The organism is Frigoribacterium sp. CG_9.8, assembly GCF_015751965.1.
GTDB lineage: Bacteria > Actinomycetota > Actinomycetes > Actinomycetales > Microbacteriaceae > Lacisediminihabitans.
Genome location: NZ_JADOVH010000002.1, coordinates 187204 through 200612 on the forward strand (window position 1 = coordinate 187204; position 13409 = coordinate 200612).

Consider the following 13409-nt stretch of genomic DNA (forward strand, 5'->3'; position numbering starts at 1 on the left):
GCGGCAGAGTGTCGCTATGCCGCGATCGAAGCGGCATTTCGCCGCAGTTCGCGGAATCGTGTGCCGCAGTTCGCGGAGCTGAGTGCGCGCAAGCGGGTCAGGCGTAGCGGGTCGGGATCACCGGATCGCCTCGGCTCAGCCGGAACGCCTCCTCCGGCAGCTCCGCGATCGCTGCCGCTCGGTGCTCGCGGGCGAGCTGAGTTCCGCTGGCCCCCCGAAACTTCTCGTCGGCCACACCGTCGACGATCAGCGGCACCAGCAGTGCACGGGTGGCGGATGTCGCGGGCCCGGGTTCCCCGACGTGAATCACTTCGGCGCTCGCCGTGCCCGCCGCGGCGAATTCCCGCACGGCATACTTACGCCCGCCGATCGAGACCTTCTCGGGTGATTTCTTGGCCACGGAGATCCAGTTGCCCGCGGCATCCTTTCGAGCGGCGAGTTTGTACACGAATCCGGCGGCGGGCGAGCCGGACCCGGTGACCACTGAGGTTCCGACGCCGTAGGAGTCGACCGGGGCGGCACGAAGGGCAGCGATGGTGTACTCGTCGAGGTCATTCGTCACGGTGATCTTCGTGTTCACGGCACCGAGGGCGTCGAGCTGGCGGCGCACGGCCCCGACCTGCTCTGGCAGGTCGCCGCTGTCGATGCGCACCGCTCCGAGGCCGGTACCCGCCACCTTCACGGCCAGCGCGACGGCGGCGGTCACGTCATAGGTGTCGACGAGCAGGGTGGTGCCGGGGCCAAGGGCCGCAACCTGCGCCCGGAAGGCATCCTCTTCGGTGTCATGCAGGAGGGTGAAGGAGTGCGCGGAAGTGCCCATCGTCGGTACACCCCAGCTGCGACCGGCTTCGAGGTTGCTGGTGGCCGCGAATCCGGCGATGAAGGCTGCGCGGGCGGCGGCGATCGCATTGCGCTCACCGGTGCGCCGCGATCCCATCTCGGCGAGAGGACGGCCACTCGCGGCTGACACCATGCGCGAGGCGGCGGTAGCGACTGCAGAGTCGTAATTGAGCACGCTGAGAGCGAGCGTCTCGAGGATCACGGCCTCGGCGAAGGTGCCCTCGACGATGAAGATGGGGGAGCCGGGAAAGTAGACCTCACCCTCCCGGTAGCCGGAGATGCTGCCGGTGAAGTGATAGTCGGCTAGCCAGTCGAGAGCACGGTCGTAGACGACAGAATTGTCGCGCAGCCAGTCGAGCTCGAGGCCGGTGAAGCGGAAGTCGTCGATGAGATCGAGAAGGCGCCCGGTTCCGGCGACGATGCCGTAGCGTCGCCCCCCGGGAAGACGACGGGCGAAAATTTCGAAGACGCATTCTCGAGTGTGTGTGCCGGCCCCGATGGCCGCGTTCAGCATCGTGAGCTCGTAGCGGTCAGTCAGCAGTGAAGATACGGCGTCGGTCACGATAGCCAGCCTAACCAGCAGTTCGTCCGTGTACGGTGACAAACATGGAGCGCATCCGCTGGATCTTCGTCGGCCAATTGGGCGAGACTTTCGACGACGGCGGACGGATGCTGCTGGTCGAAGCCCGCTCCGATCTGCGCCGTGGCCCCATGCATCGGGCTAAGGCTCACCTGATTCTCTCCGCGATCCGACACCGAGCTGCAGAGCTCGGTGACCGGGCGGAGTTCCACCAGGTCGAGAATATCGACGACATCGTGGCGGGCCGAAACGATCTCGAGGTCATCGATCCCCCCTCCTATGCCGAACGCACCCTGGCGCGATCGATCGGCGCAGCGGTGCTGCCGAGCCGTGGCTTCGTCACGGGCGAGGCTGAGTTTACCGAGTGGGCGGATGCCCGCAAGGGACGGCCGATCATGGAGGACTTCTACCGCTGGGTGCGCGCCCGCACCGGCATCCTCATGGACAGTGACGGCAGCGGAAACACTCCCGCCGGGGGGCAGTGGAACTTTGACCACGAGAACCGTCAGCCACCGCCCAAGAAAGCCGTCTCGCTCGGCCTACCCGAACCGTGGTGGCCAGAAGAAGACGACATCGACCGCGAGGTTCGCGCCGACCTCGACCGCTGGCAGGCGGCGGGCGAGATCCAGTTGGTGGGGGAGGATGGCCCGCGCCGGTTTGCGGCAACGGTTGGGGAGGCGCAGCGCGCCCTCGATGATTTCATCGAGAGTCGACTGGGTGATTTCGGTCCGTTCGAGGATGCCACGCTCACCGGCGACTGGACGATGGCGCACTCGCTGCTGAGCGCACCGCTCAATCTCGGGCTGCTCGATCCTCGGCAGGTGATCGACCGGGTCGAAGCGGAATACCGTGCCGGTCGCGCTCCGATCGGCAGTGTCGAGGGCATCGTGCGCCAACTCGGCGGGTGGCGGGACTGGGTCTGGCACCTGTATTGGCGCCTCGGCGAGGACTACACCGACCGCAACGCCCTCGGTGCAACGGAACCGATTCCTCGCGAACTGCTTGAGCTCGACGCATCCGCAATCGAAGCCAACTGCCTGAGCCAGACGATCGGCGGGGTGCGCGAGCACGGCTGGGCGCATCACATCCAGAGGCTGATGATTATCGGCAACTGGGCGCTGCAGCGTGGCTATGACCCAAAGCAGATGAACGCGTGGTTCATCGGCATGTTCGTCGACGGCACCGAATGGGTGATGCCGGCGAACGTCGTCGGCATGAGCCTGTTCGCCGACGGCGGCATCGTCGGCACCAAGCCCTACGCGGCCGGTGGTGCCTATGTCAATAAGATGACGGACTACTGCGGGGGCTGTCGATTCAACCCGAAGGTGCGGCTCGGCCCGGATGCCTGCCCGGTCACGGCCGGCTACTGGGCGTTTCTCGACCGGGTGGAACCGGCGATCCGCGGCAACTTCCGCATGGCGCAGCCTCTCGCCGGGCTGAGACGGCTGAGCGACCGTGAGCAGGTCGTCGACCAGGAACGTCGGCGCACCGGCCTGTAGGGCATCCGCGTAAACTTTCCCTCTATGGATGATGCTCCGATCGGGATCTTCGATTCCGGTGTCGGCGGTCTCACGGTCGCTCGAGCGGTGCTCGACCAGCTGCCACATGAATCTCTCGTCTATGTCGGTGATACGGCTCACTCGCCCTACGGGCCAAAGCCCATCGCCGACGTGCGCCGCTACACCCTCGAAGTGCTCGACGTCCTCGTCGCCCAGGGTGTCAAGATGCTCGTCATCGCCTGCAACACGGCGTCGGCGGCCATGCTGCGGGATGCCCGCGAACGGTACACCCAGGCGCTCGGTATCCCGGTGGTCGAGGTGATCCAGCCCGCCGTGCGCGCCGCCGTTCGCCAGACCCGCAACGGTCGGGTGGGTGTGATCGGCACGGTCGGCACCATCGGATCCCGCGCCTACGATGACGCGTTCGCCGCAGCTCCACACCTCACTCTGTTCAGCCAGGCCTGCCCCCGATTCGTCGAATTTGTGGAGGCGGGTGTCACGAGTGGTGCAGAACTATTCGACGTCGCCGAGCACTACCTCGCCCCGCTCACGCACGCCGGGATCGACACGCTCGTGCTCGGCTGCACCCACTATCCGCTCATGTCGGCCGCTATTCAGTACGTGATGGGGGAGGATGTCACGCTCGTCTCCAGCGCGGAGGAGACCGCCTTCGACGTCTATCGCACCCTCGTGAGGCACGGCATCGAACGCGGTTCAGGGGAAGCGCCGACCCACATTTTCGAGGCCACCGGTGACTCTCCGGTCGAGTTCACTTCTCTGGTGCGTCGCTTTCTCGGGCCGCAGGTCTCTGCCGTCGAGCTCGTGGAGACCGGTGCCCTCTCTCTTGCCACACTCGACCAGAAGCCCACTCCAGATCAGAAGTCCACTCCAGACCAGAAAGGCGTCACCCCATGACCGCATCAGGACCCCGCATCGACGGCCGACAGCTCGACCAGCTTCGACCGATCACCATTGAGCGCGGCTGGAGCGACCAGGCCGAGGGATCCGCTCTCATTTCTTTTGGACGCACCAAAGTGCTGTGCACCGCGTCCTTCACCAACGGCGTACCGCGCTGGATGACCGGTAAGGGGAAGGGCTGGGTCACCGCCGAGTACTCGATGCTTCCCCGCTCTACCAACGATCGGATGGATCGTGAGTCGGTGAAGGGCCGCATAGGGGGCCGCACCCATGAGATCTCCCGACTGATCGGCCGCTCGCTGCGCGCCGTTGTCGACATGAAGTCTCTCGGCGAGAACACCATCGTGATCGACTGCGACGTGCTTCAGGCCGATGGCGGCACGCGCACCGCGGCGATCACCGGGGCCTACGTTGCCCTCGCCGACGCCCTCGAGTGGGGTCGAGCCAAGAAGTTCATCGGGCAGAATTCGAAGCCGCTCATCGACAGTGTCGCGGCCGTTTCCGTCGGTATCATCGACGGCACCCCGATGCTCGATCTCGCCTATACCGAAGATGTGCGCGCCGAGACAGACATGAACGTGGTGGTCACCGGTCGCGGCCTCTTCGTCGAGGTGCAGGGTACGGCTGAGGGTGCGCCATTCGATCGCACCGAGCTGAACGCACTGCTCGATCTCGCGCTCGCCGGCGGAGCCGATTTGACTGCGCTGCAGCTCGCTGCGCTGCAGGCGGAGGGCCTGGGCAGATGACCGTTGCGCTCGTTCCCCTGGTACTCGCCACCCACAACGCACACAAGGTGATCGAGCTGCGGCAGATTCTCGGCACGCAGCTCGACGGCATCGACCTCATGGCCTATGACGGACCCGAGCCCGTCGAAGATGGCACGAGCTTCGAGGCGAATGCGCTGATCAAGGCGCGGGCGGCATCCGCTCACACCGGGTTCGCCGCGATCGCCGACGACTCCGGTATCGCGGTGGCGGCCCTCGGAGGCGCCCCAGGCATCCACTCGGCACGCTATGCCGGCAGCAGGGATGATGCGGAGAATGTGCGCCTTCTGCTCACCAACCTGCAGTCAGCGGATGATCGCAGCGCCGAGTTTCTCTGCGCTGCCGCCCTCGTGCTGCCGGACGGTCGCGAGTTCGTTGAGCTCGCCCGCTGGCCGGGAAGCGTGCTGCTCGAGCCCGTGGGCGGAGGCGGGTTCGGCTACGACCCGGTCTTCAAGCCAACCGGGTACAGCGTTTCGGCGGCGGAACTGCACCCGGAGGAGAAGAACACCATCAGCCACCGCGGGCAGGCGTTCGACGCGCTGATGCCGATTGTTCGAGCGTCGCTGCTGGGTCTGCACACCTAGAATTCAGGGATGGAAGCGACCGCCGGGACCGCTCGCCCGGCGGCACGAGGTATTTTCCTCCTCGGGCCTGCCTTTGTCGCGGCAATTGCCTATGTTGACCCGGGTAATGTCGCCGCGAACCTCACCGGTGGAGCCCGATTCGGCTACCTGCTGGTCTGGGTGCTTGTCGCAGCCAACATCATCGCCGGCCTCGTGCAGTACCAGTCGGCGAAGCTGGGGCTGGTGACCGGGCACACCATGCCAGAACTCCTCGGCGATCGGCTGAAACCAACTCCGCGCCGACTGTTCTGGGTACAGGCGGAACTTGTGGCAGCGGCGACCGACCTGGCCGAAGTTATCGGTGGCGCCATCGCGCTCAACCTGCTCTTCGGAGTCCCGTTGTTCATGGGCGGAATCATCGTCGGTGCCGTCTCGATGGGGCTGTTGGCCGTGCAATCGCGCTACGGCCAGCGCCCATTCGAATCGGTGATCATCGGCCTGCTCGCGATCATCGCGATCGGGTTTCTCGCCGGGCTGTTCATCAGCCCGCCCGACGGACTCGCGGTGTTGGGCGGGCTGGTGCCCCGCTTCGAGGGCAGCGCATCCGTTCTGCTGTCGGCCAGCATGCTCGGCGCCACCGTGATGCCCCATGCAATTTACGTTCATTCGGCGCTCGCGCGCGACCGTCACGGCCGCGGTGAGACTGCGGAAGCCCGCACGCGCCTACTGCGTGCCACCAAATGGGACGTCGTGATCGCGCTCGGTCTCGCCGGGATCGTCAACATCGGGATGCTGCTGCTCGCCGCGGTCAACCTGCGCAACATCGACGGCACCGATACCATCTCCGGCGCACACGCGGCGATCGGCGCAGCGCTCGGACCGGGAATCGCGCTGGTCTTCGCCATCGGACTGCTGGCTTCCGGCCTCGCCTCGACGTCCGTGGGAAGCTACGCCGGCGCCGTCATCATGGCCGGGCTCCTGAAACGCCGCATCCCGGTGTACCTGCGTCGGTTGATCACTCTCGTGCCAGCGATCGCGCTCCTCGCAGCGGGTATCGACCCCACGTGGGCGCTGGTTGTGAGCCAGGTCTTCCTCAGCTTCGGTATCCCGTTCGCGCTCGTGCCGTTGCTGAGACTCACCAATGATCCGGCGGTCATGGGGGAGCAGGCCAACCGTCGGCCGATGCGTGCGGCGATGTCGCTCACTGTCGTACTGGTGGTCGCGCTCAACCTCGCGCTCATCGTACTCACGATCACGGGATAGCCCCGGGGCGCGGTACCGTTGATCCCGCCATGACTGACGATTTCGCATCCACTGTCCAGATCGATGATTCCCCCGGGGATCGCATCACTGCCGCCGTCGCACGCTTCGGTGAGCAGGTCGTCGCCGACCGAGCAGCATCGCTGCTGATGGGGGGCAACGAGGGCGAGGAGTTTCTTCTCATCGTCGGTGGCCGTCATGCCCAGGGGGTGCTGGACGGAGCCCCACCGCTGTATTGGCCCGAAGTCTGGGGTGCGCGGGCCCTCACTTTCGTCTGGGCAGACTCTGCCCGATCCGCTGTGCACCGCGGACTCGGCGATCAAGCCTGGCGAGTGCGGGAGATGTGCGCCCGAGTGGTGTTCATGCGCCGACTCGACGAACAGGATGCCCTCGGCCGGATGCTTCAGGACGAAGTTGCACGGGTGCGGGGAGCCGCTGCGCGGGCCCTTGGCGAAGTCGGGGACACCGGCCATCTCGCTGCCCTCACGCTGCTTCTCACTGACGACGAGAAGGAGGTGCGCCGATCCGCCCACGATGCGATGGTGCGCCTGGAGAAGCGCACCACCGCATCCTGAATTGGGCGGGCGCTACTCGTCACGCCTTACTCGTCACGCCTATTCGTAACGTCTATTCGTAACGAAGGGACTCGATCGGATCCTGCCGCGCAGCTTTTGCAGCGGGCAGAGTGCCGGCGACGAAAGCGATTGCCATCACGATGATGATGATCAGGGCGATCGATGCCGGGCTGAAGGCGATGAGCGTGAGTCCGGGCAGGTCGGAGAAGACCGATCCGGAGAGAGCCGCGCTCACGCCGCTGCCGACCAGGATGGCGACAGCCGCCCCGATCGCGCTGCCGAGGAAGCCGATGAACACGGCCTCGAAACTGAACAGCCCGAAGACCTTACTGCCGCTCATGCCCATGGCCTTCATCAGCCCGATCTCCCTCGTGCGCTCCTGCACCGACATCAGCAGCGTGTTCACGATGCCGAAGCTCGCCGCGAGCAGTGCGATGACCGCGAACGCGTTGAGCACGAGCACAATCACGTCGATGACTGTCTTGAAGGTGCCGATTTGGTCGGCGACGGTCTGTCCGCTGTAGCCTGCCTTGGTCAGACGCTCCTTCAGTTTGGTGACCTCGGCTTCAGATGCGGAGCCGGCGAAACGCACGGAAGCCTGCGAAAACCGGTCCTTTGCTGCGCCAGTGAGGCCGACGGTCTGGGCGTCGAACAGCTTCTGGGTGAGGGCGGAGTTGGTGGTCGCTGCGTCAGCGATCGCGCCGAGGCTTGCCTCGGAGATGCCGACGACGGTGGCGTCGATGGTGGAGGAGTTGCGCGCGGCATCCGTGACACCGATCTTCACCGTCGCGCCGATTGCGGCGGAGTTGCTCGAGAGCCCGAGGGCCCTCACGTAGGACTTCGCCAAAACGACCTGGGACTGGCTGGAGGTGGAACTCAGTTGTGATCCGGAGGCGAGCTGCAGTGTGATGCCCGGCACCGCGCCGATCGCGGTGACGGTGTATTTGGTGCCGGATCCGTTCTGGATGTACCCGGGGCTGATCGATAGCGTAGGCTGCACCGATTTGACGCCCGTGAGATTGGTGATGGTCGTGATGTCACTCGGGGTCAAGGCCTGAACGGTAGTGCCCGGGCGTCCGCCACCGGATGCGGCGACGAGATCCGGGTTGTATTTCTTGGGGCCGGTGGTGGTCGCATCCGTGGCCACCTTGGTGACCGTGAGCACGTCCTGCGCGCCGATGGCCGCGACGGTGTTGTTGATGTAGTTGTTGATGCCCGTGCCGAGTCCGTTGGTGATCGTGAGGGTGAATGCCCCGATGAAGATCGCAATAACGGTGAGAGTGGTGCGCAGTTTGCTGCGGAAACTGTTATCGATCGCCGTGCCGATCACGTCGATGGTTCTCATGCGGCCACCGCGCTTCCGGTGCTGACGACGAGGCCGTCGCGGATGTAGATGCGACGATCGCAGCGCGCCGCCAGGTCTTCGTCGTGGGTGACGACGATAAGAGTGATGCCCTTATCCCGGTTGAGTGCGAAGAGGATGTCCTCGACCACCGCGCCGGTCGCCGTATCGAGATTGCCGGTCGGCTCATCCGCGAAGATGATGCGTGGGTTGTTGACCAGCGCACGGGCAATGACCGCCCGCTGTTTCTGGCCGCCCGAGAGGTTGCTCGCCCTGTTGGACGCTTTGTCTTCCAGTTCCAGCGCGGCGAGGGCCTCAAGGCCGCGCCGCTTGCGCTCCCGCGAGCCGATACCCGCGATTTTGAGCGGGAGGATCACATTCTCGAGCACCGATGCACCTCCGGTGAGGAAGAACTGTTGGAACACGAAGCCGAAGGTGCGGTTTCGGGTGGTGTTGAGGGTTGTGCCGGTGAGGAGCACTGCATCCGATCCCGAGAGTTCGATGGATCCACCGCTGGGCCGGTCGAGTAGGGCGAGAAGGTGCATCAGGGTGGACTTGCCCGAGCCGCTCTTGCCGACGATGGCCACGGATTCACCCTCGAAGATTTCGAGTGAGACGCCCTTGAGTGCGTCGAACCGTCCGGCTCCCTTTCCATAGAACTTTGTGACATCGCGCGCAGCGAGAATCGGGACTGGCATGGCGGTGGGCTCCTCGGTGGGGGTGGGTGTCCAGCCTGCTCTACGCTCCCTGTGAAACCTGCATCCCGTGGGAGGAATCCGTGGTACTCCGTGCGGCGTAACGCGGGCACCGACACAGCAGCTATCAGGCTTTCTTCCGGTCGAAGTACTTTTTATCGATTGTGACGTCTGCATCGGTCGGGACTGCTGCCGATTGGGCGCCAGGCTGCCGGGCCGCCTTGCGGGCCTTGAGCGAGGACTGGATGAGGTGAAATACCGTGGGGATGAGTGTCAGCAGCACAACGGCGAGCAGCACGACATCCACGTATTTGATGACGAAGTCGGCGACCGGCTTGATGTTGCCGAGCAGGAACCCGAGCATGGTCACTCCGGCGCCCCAGATGAAGGCACCGATCGCGTTGTACAGCGAATATTTTCGGTAGTTCATCTTGCCGACCCCGGCCGCGATCGGGGCGAAGGTGCGCACGATGGGCACGAACCGGGCGAGGATGACGGCAGATCCGCCGAATCGTTCAAAGAAGTGGTTGGTCCGCTTCACGTTTGCGATGCTGAAGAGGCCGGTCTCTTTGCGCTCGAAGATGCTGGGCCCGGCCTTCTTGCCGATGTAGTACCCAACCTCGCCGCCAAGGAAGGCGGCGAGACCGATGGAGAGCACCACCCACCAGATCGGGATTTGGATGGTGCCGGCGAAAGTCAGCAGCCCGGTGATGAGCAGGAGGGTATCCCCGGGCAGGATGAACCCGATCAGCAGCCCGGTCTCGGCGAAGATGATCGCGCAAACGAGCAGAAGCGCCCATGGTCCGGATTGGTTGATGAGGTAGGCCGGATCGAGCCACGGAACAATGGCGTTATGCAGCACGGAAGAGGTGCTCCTGTCGTTTGTTGATGTCAGGGTAGTCGATGGCCACGATGTCGGGCTGGGTGTCTGCCGAAAGACCGCGCACAAAGAAAGTATAGAAAAAGGTGCGGAAGAAGGGACTTGAACCCTCACGCCTTGCGGCACAGGTACCTAAAACCTGCGTGTATACCAATTTCACCACTCCCGCGAGTGCGGGCCAAGTGTACCGGGCACCGTGGCTGAGCGACTGATCGGGGTGGGTGATGCGCTCTGCCCGCAACACAGCCCTGCCCGCAACACAGCCCTGCCGGCAACACAGCCCTGCCCGTAACACAGCCCTGCCCGCAACACAGCCTTGCCCGCAACGCTGCCGTCGCCCTTCGTTCACCCAGCGGCCAACTGGAGTTCTCTTCGCCTTTCTAATCTGACGATCAGGAAAAGTTCACGGAGCGGAGGACAGATGAGCGTCGTCGCAGTTATACCCGCGCGGGGCGGCTCGAAGGGTATCCCCGGCAAAAACTTGCGCACCGTTGGCGGGATACCGCTCGTTGTACGCGCGATCGAGGCCGCTCGGTCATGCCACCTGATTGACCGGATAGTGGTCAGCACCGATGACCCAGCGATCGCGTCTGCCGCCGTTGCGGCGCAAGCGGAAGTCGTCGATCGTCCGGCACACCTGTCCGGTGACCTTGCCAGCTCGGAGTCCGCCGTGCTGCATGCGCTCGAGCAGCTTGACCAGCCAGCCGAGATCATGGTGCTGCTGCAGCCCACGTCACCTTTCATCGATGCAGCGGCTCTGATGAACGCGATCGAACGAGTACTCAGCGGCATGCACGACGTCGTCTTCTCCGCCATCGAGACCTTCGTCTTCCTCTGGAAGTTTGACAGCGAGGGTCGGGCGATGGGAGTCAATCACGACGCATCCTCTCGCCCGCGTCGGCAGGATCGCGAACCCCAGTTCCAGGAGACCGGCGGGTTCTACGTGATGCGCGCCTCTGGGCTACACCGGTCACGCTTCCGCTTCTTCGGCCGGGTCGGTGTCGCCGTCGTGGATGAAATCACCGGTGTCGAGATCGACACTGGTGACCAGCTCGCCCTGGCGAACGCGATCGCGACCATTGTCGATCCCACGACCCCGCAGCATCCGTCACCGTTCCCACAATTGGAGTGCTCATGACAGTTCGCATCGGTCTTTCAGAAATTGGCGACGACGCCCCGGTCTATGTAATCGCAGAAAGCGGTCTCAATCACAACGGCAGTGTCGAGACGGCGATACAGCTCATCGATGTGGCGGCGGATGCGGGCGCCCAGGCGGTCAAGTTCCAAAAGCGCACCCCGGCGATCTCCACCCCTGAGCACATGAAGAACACTCAACGAGACACGCCCTGGGGAGTGATGACCTATTTGGAGTACCGCTACCGGGTGGAGTTCTCCCGCGAGCAGTACATCGAGATCGGCGACTATGCCACCCTGCGCGGTCTCGACTGGTTCGCGTCACCCTGGGACGAGCCATCCGTCGACTTCCTTGAAGACCTCAACGTGGTGGCCCACAAGATCGCCTCCGCATCGGTCACCGACATCTCACTGCTACAGGCTCTCGCCGCGACCGGCAAGCCGATCATCCTTTCTACCGGTATGTCGACACTCGCCCAGATCGACCGAGCGGTCGAAGTGATCGGCACCGAGAGGCTGGTGATCTTGCACGCGACCTCCACCTACCCGCTGCCAGCGGAGGAGGCGAACCTCTGCATGATAACCACCCTCCAGCAGCGCTATCCCGGGGTGCCGGTCGGCTACTCCGGCCATGAGCGAGGGTTGCAGATCTCAATCGCCGCGGTCACGCTCGGTGCTGTCGCGGTGGAGCGCCACATCACCCTCGACCGCACGATGTGGGGGTCCGACCACGCGGCATCGCTCGAGCCGACGGGCTTCGAGCACCTTGTTCGCGATATTCGCGTGATCGGTGAGGCGATGGGCGACGGCGTGAAGCGCGTCTTCCCGGGGGAGCTCGCTCCCCTGGCAAAGCTCAGACGCGTTTCTGCATGACATTGACCCGCGATGCAGAATCGGGTTCCGCCGCATCGGGTTCCGCCGACGAGACAACCGAGTCCAGGTCGACTGCGGCAGTGACTATCCTCGCCATCGCAGACTCCGATTCCTATGTGAAGTGGGGCGCGACCCTGCTCGGCCAGGTGCCGGAGCACTGGCAGCGATCACTGATCGTGCTCGCAAGCCCGGTGTTGCCCAGCGGCACTCAGCTCGCTGCGGCACTCACCGGAATGACAGAGTCGATCGCGGCCCCCCCGATTCTCGACCTCTCCGCCATCGCTGTACGCATCGCCGCGCTGAAACCGGATGTCGTGCTGCTGTCAGTTCGCGGACCGCTCGTCAAGGTGGTGGTCAGGGCGATCGTCGGCGCATCCGTGCAGCGTCCCGTGATCGTCAGCGGACTGCCGGGCATCTCGATCCCTGCAACGAAGCGGGCCATCGCCCACCGCGCACAGGTCGATCTCTTCGTATTGCATTCCCGCCGCGAGATTCGCGAGTTCGAGGCGCTTGCTGCGCTCATGGGTATTGGGATGAATTTCGGCCTCTCGACTCTGCCGTTCCTCCCGCGTACGGTGCTGCCGCAGAAGGCTCAGGGTCGCACCCAGAATGGGGAGGTCATTTTCGCGGCGCAAGCAAAGGTACCTGCCGAGAAGGCCGACCGTCTCGCACTGGTGAGCTGGCTGGCTGAGTCGGCCAGGCGGCATCCGTACCTGCGGGTAGTCGTGAAAGTGCGGGCTGCTCGCGGCGAACAGCAGACGCACGCCGAGCGCTTCGATTATGCCGATCTCATCCGTGAACTCGATCCACCGGCGCCGCATAATCTGATTGTGGCCAGTGGCGCGATGTCCGGCCATCTCGCCGGTGCGGCCGGGCTCGTGACGGTCAGTTCGACGGCCGCGATCGAAGCGATCGCGCTGTCGATCCCGGTGATTATCGTTGCGGATTTCGGGGTGAGCCCCGAGCTCATCAATACAGTCTTCACGGACAGCGGCCTCTTTGGAAACTGCGGCGATCTCGTGGAGGGGCGATTCCGGCATCCGAACGCCGCCTGGCTCGATGACAACTATTTCCATGCGATCGAGAGCAACAACTGGGTCGACCGTGTGGGCGAACTCCTCGTCAGACGCGCGGCTGGGCAGCTGCCCCTCAAGCCACTGGTGCGCGGCGAGTTCGGGGGACTTCTGCGACGAGCCTGGGACCGCAAGCGCGCCCTCGGCCGGTTTGACCGGTCGTGGAGCGGCATGCTCGCATTGGTGGTCGGCACACCGGCCCGCATCACGTTAGTCGTGATCAGGCGGCTGCTCAGCCGCCGCGCTCGTGTGCCGCTCGCGAGCGTGGAGACGATCGGCGCGTAACGGCGTCGTGACTGCGCGGCAGTGGCGACGCCATCGCCGATCGAGGGACTCGGGTGTCACCTTCGCAGGCTGTGACGGGGTGCGTGCCTGCGAAGTTGACCCCTCGCCGGGACCGGGACCACGGCGAA

Annotated in this window: 13 protein-coding genes and 1 tRNA gene; 9 read left to right on the top strand and 5 right to left on the bottom strand. The window is 64.6% G+C overall.

Features of this window, described 5'->3' with window-relative positions; genetic code table 11:
• Window positions 1-97: 97 nt before the first annotated feature.
• Window positions 98-1402, bottom strand: coding sequence for a nicotinate phosphoribosyltransferase (locus tag IWX88_RS05755; RefSeq protein WP_196828185.1), 1305 nt, complete (start codon window positions 1400-1402; stop codon window positions 98-100).
• Window positions 1403-1446: 44 nt separating this feature from the next.
• Here IWX88_RS05755 and IWX88_RS05760 point away from each other — a divergent pair, with 44 nt between their 5' ends.
• The 6 genes from IWX88_RS05760 to IWX88_RS05785 are packed head-to-tail and all read left to right on the top strand — an operon-like array spanning window position 1447 to window position 6999.
• Window positions 1447-2919 carry a cryptochrome/photolyase family protein gene (locus IWX88_RS05760; protein ID WP_196828187.1) on the top strand — a complete coding sequence of 491 codons (1473 nt, stop codon included), beginning with the start codon at window positions 1447-1449 and terminating at the stop codon, window positions 2917-2919.
• Between the two features lie 24 nt (window positions 2920-2943).
• A complete protein-coding gene (gene murI, locus IWX88_RS05765) occupies window positions 2944-3834 on the top strand; it encodes a glutamate racemase (protein WP_196828189.1) in 891 nt (296 codons plus the stop codon).
• The gene (gene rph, locus IWX88_RS05770; RefSeq protein ID WP_196828191.1) at window positions 3831-4583 is read left to right on the top strand and encodes a ribonuclease PH; all 753 of its coding nucleotides are present in this window, start codon (window positions 3831-3833) and stop codon (window positions 4581-4583) included. The genes murI and rph overlap by 4 nt, the downstream gene beginning before the upstream one ends.
• The gene (gene rdgB, locus IWX88_RS05775; protein ID WP_196828193.1) at window positions 4580-5185 is read left to right on the top strand and encodes an RdgB/HAM1 family non-canonical purine NTP pyrophosphatase; all 606 of its coding nucleotides are present in this window, start codon (window positions 4580-4582) and stop codon (window positions 5183-5185) included. The genes rph and rdgB overlap by 4 nt, the downstream gene beginning before the upstream one ends.
• Before the next feature lie 9 nt (window positions 5186-5194).
• Window positions 5195-6427, top strand: coding sequence for an Nramp family divalent metal transporter (locus tag IWX88_RS05780; protein ID WP_196828195.1), 1233 nt, complete (start codon window positions 5195-5197; stop codon window positions 6425-6427).
• 29 nt (window positions 6428-6456) lie between these two features.
• Window positions 6457-6999, top strand: coding sequence for a HEAT repeat domain-containing protein (locus IWX88_RS05785; protein WP_196828197.1), 543 nt, complete (start codon window positions 6457-6459; stop codon window positions 6997-6999).
• A 52-nt stretch (window positions 7000-7051) separates the two neighbouring features.
• On the opposite strand, the gene IWX88_RS05790 is transcribed toward IWX88_RS05785, so the two are convergent.
• From IWX88_RS05790 to IWX88_RS05805, 4 genes are all read right to left on the bottom strand, one after another.
• Entirely contained in the window at window positions 7052-8344 is a 1293-nt protein-coding gene (locus IWX88_RS05790) for an ABC transporter permease (protein ID WP_196828199.1), read from the bottom strand.
• Window positions 8341-9039 carry an ABC transporter ATP-binding protein gene (locus IWX88_RS05795; RefSeq protein ID WP_196828201.1) on the bottom strand — a complete coding sequence of 233 codons (699 nt, stop codon included), beginning with the start codon at window positions 9037-9039 and terminating at the stop codon, window positions 8341-8343. The genes IWX88_RS05790 and IWX88_RS05795 overlap by 4 nt, the downstream gene beginning before the upstream one ends.
• A gap of 124 nt (window positions 9040-9163) precedes the next feature.
• Window positions 9164-9895, bottom strand: a complete 732-nt coding sequence (locus IWX88_RS05800; RefSeq protein ID WP_196828908.1) for a DedA family protein — start codon at window positions 9893-9895, stop codon at window positions 9164-9166.
• A gap of 108 nt (window positions 9896-10003) precedes the next feature.
• Window positions 10004-10085, bottom strand: a tRNA-Leu gene (locus IWX88_RS05805).
• A gap of 252 nt (window positions 10086-10337) precedes the next feature.
• On the opposite strand from IWX88_RS05805, the gene IWX88_RS05810 reads away from it, so the two are divergent.
• The 3 genes from IWX88_RS05810 to IWX88_RS05820 all read left to right on the top strand — a co-directional run bounded on the left by IWX88_RS05810 (window position 10338) and on the right by IWX88_RS05820 (window position 13281).
• On the top strand, window positions 10338-11054 hold the full coding sequence (locus IWX88_RS05810; RefSeq protein ID WP_196828204.1) for a cytidylyltransferase domain-containing protein: 717 nt from the start codon (window positions 10338-10340) through the stop codon (window positions 11052-11054).
• Window positions 11051-11923 carry an N-acetylneuraminate synthase family protein gene (locus tag IWX88_RS05815; RefSeq protein WP_196828206.1) on the top strand — a complete coding sequence of 291 codons (873 nt, stop codon included), beginning with the start codon at window positions 11051-11053 and terminating at the stop codon, window positions 11921-11923. The genes IWX88_RS05810 and IWX88_RS05815 overlap by 4 nt, the downstream gene beginning before the upstream one ends.
• Before the next feature lie 80 nt (window positions 11924-12003).
• On the top strand, window positions 12004-13281 hold the full coding sequence (locus IWX88_RS05820; RefSeq protein ID WP_196828208.1) for a DUF6716 putative glycosyltransferase: 1278 nt from the start codon (window positions 12004-12006) through the stop codon (window positions 13279-13281).
• Window positions 13282-13409 lie beyond the last annotated feature (128 nt).